Source organism: Limnohabitans sp. 2KL-1 (assembly GCF_003063435.1).
GTDB lineage: Bacteria > Pseudomonadota > Gammaproteobacteria > Burkholderiales > Burkholderiaceae_C > Limnohabitans_A.
This window is the reverse complement of the sequence record NZ_NESL01000007.1, coordinates 57,239-72,713: the sequence shown is the minus strand read 5'-3', so window position 1 is coordinate 72,713 and position 15,475 is coordinate 57,239. Positions and strand designations below refer to the sequence as shown.

Annotated in this window: 14 protein-coding genes; 6 read left to right on the top strand and 8 right to left on the bottom strand. The window is 60.6% G+C overall.

Annotation, left to right across the window (positions count from 1 at the left end; all coding sequences use genetic code 11):
* Nucleotides 1-45 precede the first annotated feature (45 nt).
* Complete coding sequence (locus B9Z47_RS13870; protein WP_158271696.1) at nucleotides 46-1,584, top strand: rhodanese-like domain-containing protein; 1,539 nt, start codon at nucleotides 46-48, stop codon at nucleotides 1,582-1,584.
* A 116-nt stretch (nucleotides 1,585-1,700) separates the two neighbouring features.
* On the opposite strand, the gene B9Z47_RS13865 is transcribed toward B9Z47_RS13870, so the two are convergent.
* Complete coding sequence (locus B9Z47_RS13865; protein ID WP_158271695.1) at nucleotides 1,701-2,759, bottom strand: porin; 1,059 nt, start codon at nucleotides 2,757-2,759, stop codon at nucleotides 1,701-1,703.
* 227 nt (nucleotides 2,760-2,986) lie between these two features.
* Between B9Z47_RS13865 and B9Z47_RS13860 the strand changes: the two genes are divergently transcribed.
* Entirely contained in the window at nucleotides 2,987-3,982 is a 996-nt protein-coding gene (locus B9Z47_RS13860; RefSeq protein ID WP_108331829.1) for a metallophosphoesterase, read from the top strand.
* Between the two features lie 144 nt (nucleotides 3,983-4,126).
* Here B9Z47_RS13860 and B9Z47_RS13855 read toward each other — a convergent pair whose 3' ends face one another.
* The 7 genes from B9Z47_RS13855 to B9Z47_RS13825 all read right to left on the bottom strand — a co-directional run bounded on the left by B9Z47_RS13855 (nucleotide 4,127) and on the right by B9Z47_RS13825 (nucleotide 11,291).
* Complete coding sequence (locus tag B9Z47_RS13855) at nucleotides 4,127-5,320, bottom strand: CynX/NimT family MFS transporter (RefSeq protein WP_108331828.1); 1,194 nt, start codon at nucleotides 5,318-5,320, stop codon at nucleotides 4,127-4,129.
* Between the two features lie 2 nt (nucleotides 5,321-5,322).
* Nucleotides 5,323-6,474, bottom strand: a complete 1,152-nt coding sequence (locus tag B9Z47_RS13850; RefSeq protein ID WP_108331908.1) for a deoxyguanosinetriphosphate triphosphohydrolase — start codon at nucleotides 6,472-6,474, stop codon at nucleotides 5,323-5,325.
* Nucleotides 6,475-6,557: 83 nt separating this feature from the next.
* Nucleotides 6,558-7,670, bottom strand: coding sequence for a 3-dehydroquinate synthase (gene aroB, locus B9Z47_RS13845; protein ID WP_108331827.1), 1,113 nt, complete (start codon nucleotides 7,668-7,670; stop codon nucleotides 6,558-6,560).
* Nucleotides 7,671-7,766: 96 nt separating this feature from the next.
* On the bottom strand, nucleotides 7,767-8,630 hold the full coding sequence (locus tag B9Z47_RS13840; protein ID WP_108331826.1) for a fumarylacetoacetate hydrolase family protein: 864 nt from the start codon (nucleotides 8,628-8,630) through the stop codon (nucleotides 7,767-7,769).
* A gap of 23 nt (nucleotides 8,631-8,653) precedes the next feature.
* Nucleotides 8,654-9,412, bottom strand: a complete 759-nt coding sequence (locus B9Z47_RS13835; protein ID WP_108331907.1) for an SDR family NAD(P)-dependent oxidoreductase — start codon at nucleotides 9,410-9,412, stop codon at nucleotides 8,654-8,656.
* Nucleotides 9,413-9,429: 17 nt separating this feature from the next.
* Nucleotides 9,430-10,179 carry an SDR family oxidoreductase gene (locus B9Z47_RS13830; protein WP_108331825.1) on the bottom strand — a complete coding sequence of 250 codons (750 nt, stop codon included), beginning with the start codon at nucleotides 10,177-10,179 and terminating at the stop codon, nucleotides 9,430-9,432.
* On the bottom strand, nucleotides 10,176-11,291 hold the full coding sequence (locus B9Z47_RS13825) for a mandelate racemase/muconate lactonizing enzyme family protein (RefSeq protein WP_108331824.1): 1,116 nt from the start codon (nucleotides 11,289-11,291) through the stop codon (nucleotides 10,176-10,178). Before B9Z47_RS13825 ends, B9Z47_RS13830 begins: the two co-directional genes overlap by 4 nt.
* Nucleotides 11,292-11,515: 224 nt before the next feature.
* On the opposite strand from B9Z47_RS13825, the gene B9Z47_RS13820 reads away from it, so the two are divergent.
* The 4 genes from B9Z47_RS13820 (at nucleotide 11,516) to B9Z47_RS13805 (ending at nucleotide 15,468) form a co-directional block, all read left to right on the top strand.
* Nucleotides 11,516-12,244, top strand: a complete 729-nt coding sequence (locus B9Z47_RS13820) for a FadR/GntR family transcriptional regulator (protein WP_108331823.1) — start codon at nucleotides 11,516-11,518, stop codon at nucleotides 12,242-12,244.
* A 55-nt stretch (nucleotides 12,245-12,299) separates the two neighbouring features.
* A complete protein-coding gene (locus tag B9Z47_RS13815) occupies nucleotides 12,300-13,289 on the top strand; it encodes a sialic acid TRAP transporter substrate-binding protein SiaP (RefSeq protein ID WP_108331822.1) in 990 nt (329 codons plus the stop codon).
* Between the two features lie 174 nt (nucleotides 13,290-13,463).
* A complete protein-coding gene (locus B9Z47_RS13810; protein WP_108331906.1) occupies nucleotides 13,464-14,048 on the top strand; it encodes a TRAP transporter small permease in 585 nt (194 codons plus the stop codon).
* 25 nt (nucleotides 14,049-14,073) lie between these two features.
* The gene (locus B9Z47_RS13805; protein ID WP_108331821.1) at nucleotides 14,074-15,468 is read left to right on the top strand and encodes a TRAP transporter large permease; all 1,395 of its coding nucleotides are present in this window, start codon (nucleotides 14,074-14,076) and stop codon (nucleotides 15,466-15,468) included.
* Nucleotides 15,469-15,475 lie beyond the last annotated feature (7 nt).

Sequence of the window (15,475 nt, the reverse complement as noted above, 5' to 3'; positions counted from 1 at the left end):
TCGCAGGCAGTCATGAATTCAACTGCCACCCCAACGCAGAACCTCATGGCCAAAATCATCACATTCTTGTTTGTGTGGTGTTGGAGCTGGCACACCGCCACACAAGCCATGACTTTGGAGCGGGTCGGCAATGACCTCTATGCCACCGGGCCGACGGTCAGTCAGGATTTCTTGAACTTCAAACATGCCCTGGCCCCAGGTGACATTGAACGGCTGATCCTGGTGAATGGCCCGGGCGGCGACCTGTGGACAGGCATGCAAGTCGCTCGCATGGTGCAATCTGCTCAGATCAAAACCATTGTGTCGGGCCACTGCATGTCGGCGTGCTCATTGATTTTCATGGCGGGTCGTGAACGCGCTTTTGGCTCAGGCCACTTGCCTCGCGTCACGATGGTGGGCATCCATGGCGCCCATTCAAAGGACACCAAAACGGTCAATCCCGCGGCCATGCCCCAGATGTATGCGCTGTACAAGCAGCAAATGGGCGACAAGTTCGACAGCCAGGTCATCCAGCAGGCGCTCTACGACATCCAGGAAGCCTATGGTTTTTTACGTATCCGGGAAATACAGCGCAACCAGGACAAGGACCGGACGCCCTGGTTTTGCCCAACAGGCCAGACCCCCATCAGCGAATGCAGCACCCACCCAGGCAAAGACGCCTTCACGCTCGGCGTGGTCACCCAGTTGGAAACCGAGACCCTGACCTTGCCCGACAGCATGCAAATCAAGCCGACCTTTTTTGGTCGACCTTTGGCAGCGCCCAGCCATGACCTGCAAGAACGGGCTGCTGCCTTCATTCAAAACATGTGCGCAGACCAGCGGCTCTGCAAAACCATTGGCGGTCGTGTCATGCAGACGTACCTGGCCTCCAATGCCCACAAATCGTTGGCGGTCGGCTGGGGCAAACAAGGGTACGGCTATCGCTACGGCGCAGATGACCCAGGCACGGCCATGCTCCAGGCCCTCTACCAATGCAATCACGCCAGAAACAATCCCAAACTCTGTCGCCTGATCCATGTCAACGACCATGAGGTTTTGACCTTTTACGACGAGGTGCAACATCAAGTCCCCACATTGCTGCAAGACCTGAAGGTCCCGTCAGCGGTGATGGCGCAGCAAGAACGGGACGAGCCCGGCGCCCACACACCCAACCGGTTGCGTACCACGCACTTGACAGGCATGACCCCCAAGGCACTGGAGGGCATACGGCGCATGGACACGCCCGATTTGACATGGGCCCTGAAACAAAGTGATCGGCCTGTGGTCATCGATGTGGGCGCCGCAGGCCCGATGATTCCGGGGGCGTTGAACTTCATCCATGGCGGCCTGGCCTTCGAGGATGAAAAAAAAGATGCGGCTTTTGAAGCGCGTTTTCGTCAAATGCTGCAAATTGCAGCGCCCGACCCTCACCAACCGGTGGTGTTTTACTGCGCCAGCGCCGAATGCTGGCTGTCGGTCAACGCCGCCATGCGGGCCCAAAAAATCGGCTACACCCAGATCATGTGGTACCGGGGTGGCGCAGCTGCCTGGCTGCAATCGGGCTTACCCACCCACCACCGTGTGCCGGTGGCCATCCTCAACTGAGCTGCCCCGGACGGGCTTCGCGACATGACCGGCCAAGGATTCGGTGCCGGACCGAACTGAAAAAAAGGGCCCGCAAAGCGGGCCCAAAACCTTGGAAAACGTCAGATCAGTTCAGATCAGAATTTGTAGCGAACGCCCACCAACATGGTTTTGTCTTCAGATGTGGTGGCGTACGACGCATGCTTGATGGTCTCCTTGCCATAGACACCGTACACGGTGGTGTCTTTGTTCAAAGCGTACCAAACGCTCAACTGCAAACCGCTCATGTCGGCTTTCACGGCCTGGCCTGGCAACAAAGCCTTGCCGTCGCTGATGCCTGCGCTGAAAGTGAATGAACCCATCGGCACGCGAACACCGAAGTTGTTGGTGTCAAAAGTCACTTTGGCAGCTTCCGTGCCTTGCTTCATCCGTGTGTTGACAAAATACAGCTTGGCCACGCCCAGGTCATATGACACACCGAGGGCATCGTTCTTGCGATCGGCCAAAGCGGTCGGTACTGCAACGCTGGTGCCGGCCACATCGACTTTTTTGCTGTAGTTCTTGACTGTTTCAGTCCCGAATTTCACAGCCACAGGGCCATTCACGTAGCTCAGACCCAACGAGGTCGAGTCGCCTGTTTTGCCGTCGTTGGTGGTCGAGACCACGCCAGCCGCGCTGGTTTCCTTGACTGTGGCACCAAAACCCAACTGCACATCGGCAGACAAGCCCGAAAACACTGGGGAGGTGTAGGTGATCACGTCATTGCGGCGCGATTCACGGGCGTTGTCGCCCAAATAGCCGGCGGCCGTCGGGCCGTCGTTGGCATCAAAGCTGTTTTCAATGTCCTTGACCAAGGTGTTGCGACGACCAAACGACACGCTGCCAAAACCGCCAGACAAACCCACGATGCCCACTCGGGTCTTGGCGATACCGCCGGTTTCTGTGCTGGGATCGACTTCGAACTCCATCACGAAATTGGCCTTCAGACCAGAAGCGATCTCGCGGTCACCTTTGAAACCCAGACGGCTGGTCGACAGGCCGTTGGTGATTACATCGTTGGTTTCGGTTTTGACACCAGCAGTCGATTTTTTGACATCGTTGTTGTAGGCCACATCGGCCACACCGTACAAAGTCACGGACTGCGCGTATGCGCCTGTGGCGACCAGCAAAGCCAAGGTCATCAGGGATTTTTTCATGAGAAACACTCCAAAAGTTTGAACTGCAAAAATGGACATCCGGAGCACCTTGCAGATGCGACTCCGGCAAAAACAACTTCAAGAGAAGAAGTGCCGCTATTGAAATCAAGTCGTGTGTCAATCCCATGAAACCCGTAGCCGCGTTGTTAATTCGCTACAAATTGATGTCGTCAAACTGTCACGGTCCATCGATAGGCTGATTTGATTTTTAACTTTTGAAAGTTCCCATGCTCAAGCGTTCGATTTCTGCACTGGCCATGACCGTCTTGCTCGGCACAGCACAGGCGCAGTCTTTTTCTTTTGGCCTGTGGGGCGACATGCCTTATGCCAAAGCGGGCGATGAACCCAAAATGCCCGCCATCCTGCACAGCATCAATCGGGCCAAGCTGGACTTCTCGATCTTTGTTGGCGACATCAAGGACGGCAGCTCCAAGTGCACCGATGACGTGTACACCCGCGCGCAGGCCATGTTCAACAGCATGGTCAAACCTGTGGTCTACATTCCCGGCGACAACGAATGGACCGATTGCCACCGGCTGAACAACGGCGGCTACGACGCGCTGGAACGTCTGGGGCATATCCGCGAGGTCATGTTTGCCAACCCGCTCAGCTATGGCCAACAAAAAATACCGCTGGCAAGCCAAGCTCAATCGCAAGGCCTTTACAAAGAGAACAAACGCATCAACCACAAAGGCGTGGTCTTTGCCACCTTCAACATCCCCGGCAGCAACAACAACAAAGTGCTGGACGACAAGGACTGCACCAAAAAAAGTGCCCGGACTTTGGCGCAATGCGAGCAAAGCAATGCCGAATATCTGGCCCGTGATGCCGCCAACATCCAATGGCTGAACGCCAGTTTTGAGGCGGCCAAAGCCGCCAAATCACGAGGTATCGTGCTGGCCTTCCAGGGTGACCCTGGCTTTGACTTGCCCGAAACCGAAGACCTCGACGAGAGCAAAGCCGCCTCGGTCAGTGGTTACCAGGCCTTCTTGCAGCAAGTGGTGCAAGAAACCGAAAAGTTCGAGGGACAAGTTTTGCTGGTGCATGGTGACACCCACTTCTTCAAAGTGGACAAGCCCTTGTACGGCCCCACCCGCATCCTGCCCAACCTGACGCGACTGCAAACATTTGGCAGTCCCAACATGCATTGGGTCAAGGTCAATGTGAACCCCAAGCGCCCTGGCTTGTTCGATGTCGAGCCCATGATGGTCAAGCAGCCCTGAGTATCCCGTCGCCTGCACCATCGCAGGCAAGCCACCACCACCGGATGGGGCATGCAGGCCCACCCCATCCGGCTGCTGGTTGGAAGCGGCAGCCCTCCCCGTGGCAAGCCGCTGCCCAGATTGACGGCCACCGCGTCAACCGCCTCATGCGCGGCGTTTCAATTCGCCCCCCGCGCCCCACGCCAGCGCGACCCCGCACACACAACACGCCAGCGACACCACCGGCGTGAGCTGCCAGCCCCCCACTTGCGCCGCCACCCAGCCCACCACGGGCGGCCCGACAAACTGGCCGAGGGCAGAGAGCTGCTGCACCCAGCCCACGGTGGTGGCCACATGCTGCTCGCCCGGGGCCAGACGCACCGCCAGCGAAAACAAGGTACCCGGCACCAAGCCACCCACGCCCGAAAACACCAGCACGCCGACATAACGCAACCACGGCAGGCCGTCGGTGAACGCCGCAAAGGCCAGCGTGCTGCCCAGCGCCATGGCTGCAAAACCCAAGGTGATCGATTGCGCAGGCGCCCAACCCCGTTGCAGCAAGCGGCCTGAAGCCAGATTGCCCAGCATGTTGACCGCCGCCGCCAGGGCGGTGAGACCTCCCAGCGCAGCACCTGAAACGCCCGTTGCCGCATAAATGGACGGCAAAAAGCCCACCACCGCCAGCCACTGGCCGGAATACATGGCAAACGTCAGCGCCACCAGCCAGGGGCCTCGCGCCGACAGGGTCTCGCTCAGGCGCCGAAGCATGCTGGGGGTGTTGCCAGCCAGCGCAGGCACGCACACCGGATCGGGAGGCACGGCCCGCGCCAGCCAAAGCGCCATGCCCACTGCCAGCAGTGCGAACAAACCCCACCAGCGCGGCCAGCCCCAGGCCGGGATGAACATCGGCCCGACCAGCAAAGCCAGCGCCGTACCCGTGGGCATGTAAGCCCCCCACACACCCAGCATGCCGCTCAGCTTGTGCGCGGGCACCAGCCGCCGGATGAGCGCCGGCGCAGGCAGCGCCACCAGCAAAAAGCCCAGCCCTTCAGACGCCCGCAGCGCCAACAAGACCCAAGGCGAGGTGGCCAGACTGCCTGCGGCGCTGGCCAGCGCCAGCAGCACCAGACCACACAGCATGCTGCGCTTGAGGCCCATGCCGTCGGCCAGCAAACCCATGAACACCGCCAGCAGCACGCCCGCCAGCTGCACCATGGACAACATGAAGCCCGATTGCACCAGCGACAGGTCAAGGTCCGCTTGCAAGGCAGGCAAAGCCGGGGGCAGCTTGCCCACTTGCAAGGCCGCCACCACACCCGCCAGCACCACCAGCCAGGCGGCGCGGTCAGAGCGGGGCATGCTCACAACACCTTGCGCCCAGTCAGGCGTTCGTGTTCGCGCAGGGCAAAGCGATCGGTCATGCCGGCGATGTAATCGGCCACCGAGCGGTGCAGGTCTTGGTTGGCGGCAAAGTCGGCCGACATCTCAAAGGGCTGCGCCACATAGGCCGCAAACAACTCGCGCACGGCGTCCTTGGCGCGGTCAGTGGTGTCGGTCACCTGCGGGTGGCGGTACAGCTGCACAAACAAGAACTTTTTGAGTTCGCTGGTGCGCGCCTTCATGGCGGGGCTGAAACCCACCAACGGCCCGGCTAGGCGGGCTTCGTCTGCGGTCTGCACGCCCGCGACCGCCACCGCCTGTCGGGTGGTGTCGATCACGTCGTACACCTGATCGCTCAGCATGCGGCGGATGGTTTCATACAGCAGGCGGCGGGGCTTGTGCGCCAGCGCCGGGTGCTCGTCCAGCGCTTGCTGGTGGTAATGCGCGAACAGCTCGACTTCAAGCAACTGGCGGGTGCTGATCAGGCCCGAGCGCACACCATCGTCGATGTCGTGCGCGTTGTAGGCAATCGCGTCGGCCAGGTTGCACAGCTGTGCCTCCAGACTGGGCTGGGTGCGGTCGATGAAGCGCCGCCCCACCCCGCCCGGCTCGGTCAATTCCAGATGCTCGGCATTGGCCCGTGAGCAGTGTTTGAGCACGCCTTCGCGGGTTTCAAAACTCAGGTTCAGGCCGTCAAACGCGGGGTAACGCTCTTCCAGTTTGTCCACCACCCGCAGGCTTTGCAGGTTGTGCTCAAAGCCGCCATGGTCGGTCATGCATTCGTCCAGCGCATCTTGCCCGGCGTGGCCAAAAGGCGTGTGGCCCAGATCGTGCGCCAGCGCCACGGCTTCGACCAAGTCTTCGTTCAGCCCCAGCGCCCGGGCGATCGAGCGGCCCAACTGCGCCACCTCCAGAGAGTGCGTCAGGCGGGTGCGGAACAAATCACCTTCGTGGTTCAGAAACACCTGCGTCTTGTAAACCAAGCGCCGGAACGCGGTGGAGTGCACGATGCGGTCGCGGTCTCTTTGGTACGCGTTGCGCGTGGGCGCGGCAGGTTCGGCAAAGCGGCGGCCCCGGGTTTGGGCGGGGTCGCAGGCCAGCGCCGACAAGCTGCCCAAAGCCAGGCCCGACATGCCCGTCGCGACCGATGCAGACAGGCTGCCCTCTCCAGCGCCCAAGCAGCTCAAACCCGCCACAGCTGTTTCATCCATGGTGTTCAGGCGCAGCAGGCGTTGATCACGTCGCGCACCATGGCGTCAGGGGCACTGCACACCGCCGCCTGACCGGGGCCGTCGATCACCACAAACTGGATGTCGCCGCCAATCGCTTTTTTGTCCAGGCGCATGTGCTCGATGTAATGGCCCGCGTTCTCGGCTGCGTCGATCACGGGGCCGCGAACCGGCAGGCCTGCGCGCTCAATCAAGGCCCGCAAACGCGCCACAAAAGCGACATCCACCTTGCCCAGGCGCTGCGACAACTCGGCCGCCATGACCATGCCGCAGCCCACGGCCTCGCCGTGCAACCACACGCCAAAGCCCAGACCCGCCTCGATGGCGTGGCCAAAGGTGTGTCCAAAATTGAGGACGGCGCGCAGGCCCGCTTCGCGCTCGTCTTGCCCGACCACCCAGGCCTTGATCTCGCAACTGCGCTTGACGGCGTGCGCCAGCGTGGCCGGGTCTTGGGCGATGAGCGCATCGATGTTGGCCTCGATCCAGTCGAGGAATGCCATGTCGGCGATCGGGCCGTATTTGATGACTTCGGCCAAGCCCGCGCTCAGTTCACGCGGGGGCAGGGTTTGCAGGGTGTTCAGGTCGCAAACCACGCGCACCGGCTGGTAAAACGCGCCGATCATGTTCTTGCCCAGCGGGTGGTTGATGGCGGTCTTGCCACCCACCGACGAATCGACCTGCGACAGCAGCGTGGTGGGCACCTGCACAAAGGGCACGCCGCGCATGTAGCTGGCCGCCGCAAAGCCGGTCATGTCACCGATCACGCCGCCGCCCAAAGCAAACAGCACGGTCTTGCGGTCGCAGCCTTGGGCCAGCAACGCGTCAAAAATCAGGTTCAGGGTTTGCCAGTCTTTGTGCGCCTCGCCGTCGGGCAACACCACGGTGTGGACTTGCTTGTAATGCGGGGCGATGGCAGCGCGCAAAGCGACTTCGTACAGCGGCGCGATGGTCTCGTTGGTCACAATCATGGCCGACTGCGCCTTGGGCAAACCGGCCCAAGTGTCGGCACGGCCGATCAGGCTCTGGCCAATGTGGATGTCGTAACTGCGGTCGTCCAGCGAAATGGCGACCTGTTCAATGGGAAATGTGGACTCGGACATAGCCCCCAAGTGTAGGGGCTTTGCTCCGTCAAACCTGAAAAGGCCGACGGTGAAAAGCCGGGCATGCCGCACAAACGGCAGACCCGGCAAACCTCATCAGGCCTTGAAGGCCACGACTTTTTGGGTCTGCTCGCCCAGACCGTCAATGCCCAAGCGCATGACATCGCCACGCTTCAAGAACACCGGGGCGGACTTGCCGTCCACCTTGACACCCATGCCCACGCCAGGCGGTGTGCCGGTGGTGATGATGTCACCCGGCTCCAGCGTCATGAACTGGCTCACATAGCTGACCAGCTTGGCCACGCCAAAGATCATGGTCTTGGTGTTGCCGGTCTGGTAACGCACACCGTTCACATCGAGCCACATGCCCAAAGCTTGCGGGTTGGGCACTTCGTCACGCGTGACCAGCCAAGGGCCCACGGGGCCGAAGGTGTCGCAGCCCTTGCCCTTGTCCCAAGTGGCACCGCGCTCAAGTTGGTATTCGCGCTCGCTCACGTCATTGACCACGCAGTAACCCGCCACATGGTTCAAGGCGTCTTTTTGCGTGACATAGCGGGTGCGCGTGCCAATGACGATGCCCAACTCGACTTCCCAGTCGGTTTTCTTGGAGCCCTTGGGCAGCATGACGTCATCGTCAGCGCCCTGGATGCACGAGATGGCCTTGGTGAACACGATCGGCTCGGCCGGAATGGGCATGCCCGACTCGGCCGCGTGGTCGGCGTAGTTCAAGCCAATGGCAATGAACTTGCTGGTCGACGAGATGGGTGTACCAAAACGCTTTTTGCCGCGCACCAAAGGCAGCTTATCGGTCTTGACCTTGGCCAGCTTGGCCAATGCCTTGTCATTGAGCAAATCAGGCGTGATGTCTTTGACCACCGCGCTCAGGTCGCGCAAGCGGCCATCGGCGTCGATCAGGCCTGGTTTTTCTTTGCCGGGTTGGCCATAGCGAACGAGTTTCATAAAACCTCTCAGTGTGTAAAAAATCAATACGTGGAACGGCCACCAGACAGGTCAAAGACCGCGCCGGTGGAGAAGGAACATTCTTCGGTGCTCAGCCAGGTCACCATGGCGGCGACTTCTTCGGGCTCACCAAAGCGGGCCATCGGAATTTTGGAGAGCATGAACTGGATGTGCTCGGGCGTCATTTGATCAAAAATCGCCGTCTTCACAGCCGCAGGGGTGACACAGTTCACGCGCACGCCGGTGTCGGCCAGCTCTTTGCCCAGTGATTTGGTAAGACCGATGACCGCCGCCTTGCTCGCACTGTAAGCGCTGGCATTGGGGTTGCCGTCCTTGCCCGCGACCGAGGCGATGTTGACGATGCGCCCGTAGTTGCGCGCCTTCATGTGGGCGCTGAGTTCGCGGCAGCAATGAAACAATCCGTGAACGTTCACATCGAACACCTGCTTCCAGGCGTCCACCGGGTAGTCCCACACTTTGACGTTGGGTCCCGTGATGCCCGCGCTGTTGACCAGCACATCGACACCAGCCAGGGCCACGGTTTGCGTAGTGGCATTCACCACTGAGGCGTGGTCGGTCACGTCCACCTGCACCGTGTTGACCACGGCACCCAGCTGCCCTTGACGCAGCTGCTCAGCGGCTTTGGCCATGCCCGCCACATCGCGGTCCCAGAGGGTGACGCGCGCTCCCGAAGCCAGCATGCGCTGCGCAATGGCGAAACCCAAACCGGTGGCACCCCCGGTGATGACCGCGTGGCGGCCTTTCATGTCCAGCAAATTCATGTTGTCTTTCAGCAAAATCAAATGGTCATGCCGCCGTCGACCATGTAAGCATTGCCCGTGGCAAAAATGGACTCGTCGGAGGCGAGGAAGGTGACGATGGGCGCAATCTCGTGCGCCTGGGCCAGTCGGCCCATGGGCTGGCGGTTGATGAAGTCCTTGCGCGCCTGCACCGGGTCGGCGTAGCTGTTGATGCGGTCTTGCAGCGAAGGCGTGTCCACGGTGCCGGGGCAGATGCAGTTGCAGCGGATGCCTTGGCGCACGTAGTCGGCCGCCACGCTCTTGGTCAGGCCGATCACGGCCGCCTTGCTGGTGCCGTAGATGAAGCGGTTGGGCAAGCCCTTGACGCTGGAGCACACGCTGGCCATGTTGATGATGCTGCCGCCGTGGCCGTCTTTGTTGAACTGCGCCACCATTTTGGGAATGGCCGCCTGGATCATCCAGAACTGCGAACGCACGTTCAGGTTGAAGGCAAACTCCCAGTCCTCGTCGGTGGCCTGTTCAATGTTGCCGTTGTGCACAAAGCCGGCGCAGTTGAAGATGATGTCAATGCGCGGCAGACTGGCCACTTGGGCGGCAATGGCGGCCTTGTCCAGCACGTTCAGCACGGCCGTGTGCACATTGGCCACGCCTTGGTAAGACTTGAGCAAATCGGCATTCACATCGGTGGCGTAAACGGTCGCACCCTCTGCGGCCATGGCCAGCGCAGCGGCCTGGCCAATGCCTTGCCCAGCGGCAGTGACCAGTGCGATTTTTCCTTTGAGTCTCATGGTGCTTTTATCTCCAGTTGGGTGATTTGTCGTTGAGCGATGGCGGTCCAATCCCAGGCAATGCCCAAGCCAGGGGTGTCGGGTGGCAAGGCAAAACCGCCTTGCACCTGCATGCGCGAGGTGGTGATGTCGTCCAGCTGCGGGATGTATTCGACCCAGGTGGCGTTGGGCACGGCGGCGCAAAGGCTCACATGCAACTCCATCAAGAAGTGCGGACACACCGCCACGTCAAAGGTTTCGGCCAAGTGCGCGGTCTTGATCCAGGGCGTGATGCCGCCGATGCGCGCCACATCGGGCTGCACGATCGAACACGCGCCCCGCTCCAAATACTCACGGAACTGCATCGGGTGGTACATCGACTCGCCCACCGCCACGGGAATGGTGGTCTGCTCGCGCAACTGCCGATGCCCCGACACGTCTTCGGCAGGTAAGGGCTCTTCCATCCACGCCAAGCCCAAACCATCAAAGGCCCGCGCCCGTCGTACGGCCTCGGCGCGGTTGAAGCCTTGGTTGGCATCGGTCATCAAGTCAAAGCCTGGCCCCACCGCATCGCGCACGGCACTCAGGCGCGCCACGTCTTCGCTCACATGCGGGCGACCGATCTTGATCTTGGCACCTTTGAAGCCTTGGGCCTTGGCCTCCAGAGTCTGGTCCACCAGCGCCTCGGGCGATAAATGCAACCAGCCACCCTCGGTGGTGTAGAGCGGCACACGCGCTTGCGCCCCGCCCAACAACTGCCACAGCGGCAGCCCCTGGCTTTGCGCACGCCAGTCCCACAAAGCCGTGTCCACACACGCCAGCGCCAGGCTGGTCATGGCCCCGACAGCGGTGGCATGGGTGTGAAAAAACAAATCTTTCCAGATCGCCTCGACCATCACCGGATCACGCCCCATCAAGCGCGGCACCAAGTGGTCCTTGAGCAAGGCCATCACCGACGAGCCACCCGTGCCAATGGTGTAGGCATAGCCCGTGGCATCAATGCCGTCGCTGCAGTGCAAGGTGAGCAGAATGGTTTCCTGCGTCACAAAAGACTGGATGGCGTCGGTGCGCACGACCTTGGGCGGCAGGTTGACTTGCCGAAGGCTCACGCGGTCAATGGAGACAGAGGACATCTGGGCGGCTGGAGGAGGGGTATTGATCAGTTGGCGTGGCGACAGGTCAGCCCTGTGGCAACGAACTCAAGGCATGTCAGCATGCGGCAGACCCAACCCGCATGGGTCGTTTCTGCGACACGCAACATGCGGGTTTGTGCGGAGTTGCAATGGCTTTTGAACATGTGATGATTGTGCAACTGGTCTGACCACTTGTCCAATTCACGTTATCCCTGATTCGCGCCATGCCCCTCCAAACCGTTGCACCCCAACGCCTGTACCGACAGATTGCCGAGCAACTACGGCAACTGATGGCTTCGGGTGAGTTTGCGCTGGGTTCACGTTTACCGGCCGAGCGCGATCTGGCGGTGCAGCTGGGCGTGAGCCGCCCCTCGGTGCGTGAAGCCCTGATTGCACTGGAAGTGGAAGGCATGATCGAGGTGCGAACCGGCTCCGGCATTTATGTGCGGCAAACCATGGCCGCCAAGCCGACCGCTGCCCCGGCTGAACTGGACGACAACACCCCCGCGAACTGGGGACCGCTGGAAGTCATGAGCGCCCGCATTCTGGTCGAGGCCGAAGTGGCGGCCCTTGCCGCCACGCATGCCCAAAAGGCCGACCTCAAAGCCATCAAGAACGGCCTGCAACAAATGAAGCTCGAAGCCGCACGGGATGAAATCCCGCGCCAGGGCGATGAAGCATTTCACGAAGCCATTGCCCAGGCCTGTGGCAACAGCGTGCTGCTGGACACGGTGCAGCGTTACTGGTTGGCCCGCAACGGCCCCCTGTTTGCCCGGCTGGGGGATTATTTTGAACACCCTGCATCATGGCAATCCGCCATTGCAGAACACCAGGAAGTCATGCACGCCATCGAAGCGCACGACAGCAGCGCGGCCCGCAAAGCCATGCAAAAACACCTGAAACAAGCCCACAAAAGATACAGCGCGAGCTGGCGCCGCGCACCCGCCCGCTAGGGTGATTTTCTGTTCCCGCGTCAGCAAATTTTTTAAAACCCACGAGGAGACAACGATGAGCAAACGATTCGCACTGAAGACCCTGGCCGCATTGGGCGCCGTGACCATGGGCACCCTGCTGATGAGCGCAGGCGCCCAAGCCCAGCAAAAACTCAAATGGGCCCACGCCTACGAAACATCCGAGCCCTACCACACCGACTCGGTCTGGGCGGCTGAAGAAATCAAAAAGCGCAGCAACGGCAAGTTCGACATCCAGGTCTTCCCTGCCTCCACATTGGGTAAAGAAACAGACATCAACCAGGGCCTGACCCTGGGCACAGTGGACATCATCATCAGCGGCCCGTCATTTGCCGCACGCACCTACCCCCGCTTTGGCATCGCCTACTACCCCTTCATGTTCCGTGATGGCGACCACCTGATTGCCTATTCCAAGAGTGCGGTGTTCCAGGAAATGGTCAACGAGTTCCGTGCCAAGACCGGCATCCAGGTCACGGCCTACACCTATTACGGTGCGCGCCACACCACGGCGCAAAAACCCATCCCCAACTGCGCGGCCATGAAGGGCCTGAAAATCCGCGTGCCCGATGTGCCGGCCTACCGCGCCACGCCTGAAGCCTGCGGTGCCAACCCCACGCCGATTGCTTTTGCCGAGGTGTACCTGGCTCTGCAAAACGGCACCGTGGAAGCACAAGAGAACCCCTTGACCACCATCGAAGCCAAGAAGTTCTTTGAAGTGCAAAAGGCCATCATGCTCACCGGCCACATCGTGGACGGCCTGACCACCCAGGTGGCCCCGCACCTGTGGAACAAGCTCAGCGATGCCGAGAAAAAAATGTTCTCTGAGGTGATGCAGGAAGCGGCTGTGCGCTCCACCGCACAAATCAAGAAGCGTGAAGCCGAACTGGTGTCCGAGTTCAAGAAAAAAGGCCTGCAAGTGATCGATGTCGACCGCAAGAGCTTTGTGGACGCGGTCATGAAGAACAAGCCGCTGGAGTCCATGGGCTTCACGCGTGCTGACTACGACAAGATCCAGGCTGCCAAGTAAACGGCCCCAGCGCGCCATGGCCCGCGCCTTAGCACGCCCGCACCATGGCCCGCCCGGGCCATGGCGCTGCACACGCGCTCACTCACCCGCGCTTCACCTTCACCGGCCAAACACCCCTTGGCGGGTGTCCTGTGTGAGCAGTGCACATTTTTTGTCTTTTTACAGAGCCCGCCCATGAGCACCCCATCCCACCTGCCTGATCTCGACGCGATGCCCAAAGTCATGGGCGACGATGGCCAGTTCCACGCCACCGATGACGAAGTCGATTTGTCCGGCACACCCATCGAAGCCTGGGTGGCCCTGGCCTTTTTCTGGGCACTGGGCATCACCGTGTTCTACCAATTTGTGACCCGCTACGTGCTCAACGACTCGGCCTCGTGGACCGAAGAAATCGCCCGGTATTTGCTGATCGCCGTCGTCTTCACGGGGGCCACCATTGGCGTGGCCAAGAACAACCACATCCAGGTGGACTTTTTCTTCCGCTTCATGCCCCGCTGGCTGTGCCGCACCGTGGCCACCTTGGTCGATGCCATGCGCGTGGCTTTCTTTGCCGCCGCCACCTTCCTCACCGGCCAGATGATGGAAAAACTGGGCAGCTACAAGATGACCATCATCGATTTGCCCATGAACCTGGTGTACGGCGTGGTGATGGCCGGATTTGCCGCCATGTGCCTGCGCGCCATCTGGGTCGCACGCGTGCACTGGCAGCGCGGCTACACCGTGCTGGAACGTCCCGAAACCGAAATGACCGACCGCTGAAAACCGCCCCCTTGAAAGTTCTCCCATGCTGAAAATCCTTTTTCTGTTCCTCATGAGTGGCGGCATCCCGGTGGCCATCGCCATGGCCGGGGCTTCGCTGATTTACCTGTTATTCGCGCAAAGCTCGCCGCCTTTTGTGGTCATCCACCGCATGGTCTCGGGCATCGACAGCTTTCCGCTGCTGGCCGTGCCGTTTTTCATTCTGGCCGGCAACCTGATGAACAACGCGGGCATCACCAACCGCATTTACAACTATGCGCTGGCCCTGGTGGGCTGGCTCAAGGGCGGCTTGGGCCACGTCAACGTGGTCGGCTCGGTTGTGTTTGCAGGCATGAGCGGCACCGCCATTGCCGATGCGGCAGGCCTGGGCACCATCGAGATCAAGGCCATGAAAGACCATGGCTACAGCACCGAATTTGCGGTGGGCGTCACTGCGGCTTCGGCCACGCTCGGCCCCATCATCCCGCCCAGTTTGCCCTTTGTGATCTACGGCATGATGGCCAACGTGTCGGTGGGCGCGTTGTTCCTGGCGGGCATCCTGCCCGGTATCCTGATGGCCTTGCTCATGATGCTGACGGTGGCCTATTTCGCCCACAAAAACGGCTGGGGTGCGGATGTGAAATTCGAGTGGCCCAAGGTCATCAAAGCCCTGGCCGAAACAGCGGTGGTCATCGGCTGGCCTCTGTCCATCTGGTGGCTCGTCACCGCGATGGGCACACCGCCCCAACTCACCGTATTTGCCGCCTTGTTTGTGTTGTTCACCGCCGACAAGTTCTTCAACTTTCAGGCCGTGTTGCCGATCATGACACCCGTGTTGCTGATCGGCGGCATGACCACCGGCGTGTTCACCCCCACCGAAGGTGCCATTGCCGCTTGCGTCTGGGCGATTGCGTTGGGCTTTTTCTGGTACCGCACGCTCAACTTCAAGATGTTCGTGAAGATCTGCTTGGACACGGTCGAGACCACCGCCACCGTGCTGTTCATCGTGGCCGCTGCCAGCATATTTGGCTGGATGCTCACCGCCACCGGTGTGACCACCGCCATCTCCAGCTGGGTGCTGGGCTTCACACAAGAGCCTTGGGTGTTCTTGCTGCTGGCCAATGCATTGATGCTGTTTGTCGGCTGCTTCCTGGAGCCCACCGCCGCCATCACCATCCTGGTGCCTATCCTCGTGCCGATTTGCCAGCAACTGGGCATTGACCTGGTGCACTTCGGTCTGGTCATGGTGCTCAACCTGATGATCGGTCTGCTGCACCCGCCCATGGGCATGGTGCTCTTTGTGCTCGCCCGTGTGGCCAAGCTCAGTGTCGAGCGCACCACCATGGCCATCCTGCCCTGGCTGTTCCCTTTGCTAGGCAGCCTTGTCGTCATCACTTATGTGCCCAGCTTGGTGCTGTGGTTGCCCAAGCAGTTTTATTGAGGTTTTT

Excerpts from the sequence above, each read along its gene's own strand:
- B9Z47_RS13870 (WP_158271696.1), top strand. The coding sequence starts at position 46 with ATGGCCAAAATCATCACATTCTTGTTTGTGTGGTGTTGGAGCTGGCAC.
- B9Z47_RS13865 (WP_158271695.1), bottom strand. The coding sequence starts at position 2,759 with ATGAAAAAATCCCTGATGACCTTGGCTTTGCTGGTCGCCACAGGCGCA.
- B9Z47_RS13860 (WP_108331829.1), top strand. The coding sequence starts at position 2,987 with ATGCTCAAGCGTTCGATTTCTGCACTGGCCATGACCGTCTTGCTCGGC.
- B9Z47_RS13855 (WP_108331828.1), bottom strand. The coding sequence starts at position 5,320 with ATGCCCCGCTCTGACCGCGCCGCCTGGCTGGTGGTGCTGGCGGGTGTG.
- B9Z47_RS13850 (WP_108331908.1), bottom strand. The coding sequence starts at position 6,474 with ATGTCGGGCCTGGCTTTGGGCAGCTTGTCGGCGCTGGCCTGCGACCCC.
- aroB (WP_108331827.1), bottom strand. The coding sequence starts at position 7,670 with ATGTCCGAGTCCACATTTCCCATTGAACAGGTCGCCATTTCGCTGGAC.
- B9Z47_RS13840 (WP_108331826.1), bottom strand. The coding sequence starts at position 8,630 with ATGAAACTCGTTCGCTATGGCCAACCCGGCAAAGAAAAACCAGGCCTG.
- B9Z47_RS13835 (WP_108331907.1), bottom strand. The coding sequence starts at position 9,412 with ATGAATTTGCTGGACATGAAAGGCCGCCACGCGGTCATCACCGGGGGT.
- B9Z47_RS13830 (WP_108331825.1), bottom strand. The coding sequence starts at position 10,179 with ATGAGACTCAAAGGAAAAATCGCACTGGTCACTGCCGCTGGGCAAGGC.
- B9Z47_RS13825 (WP_108331824.1), bottom strand. The coding sequence starts at position 11,291 with ATGTCCTCTGTCTCCATTGACCGCGTGAGCCTTCGGCAAGTCAACCTG.
- B9Z47_RS13820 (WP_108331823.1), top strand. The coding sequence starts at position 11,516 with ATGCCCCTCCAAACCGTTGCACCCCAACGCCTGTACCGACAGATTGCC.
- B9Z47_RS13815 (WP_108331822.1), top strand. The coding sequence starts at position 12,300 with ATGAGCAAACGATTCGCACTGAAGACCCTGGCCGCATTGGGCGCCGTG.
- B9Z47_RS13810 (WP_108331906.1), top strand. The coding sequence starts at position 13,464 with ATGAGCACCCCATCCCACCTGCCTGATCTCGACGCGATGCCCAAAGTC.
- B9Z47_RS13805 (WP_108331821.1), top strand. The coding sequence starts at position 14,074 with ATGCTGAAAATCCTTTTTCTGTTCCTCATGAGTGGCGGCATCCCGGTG.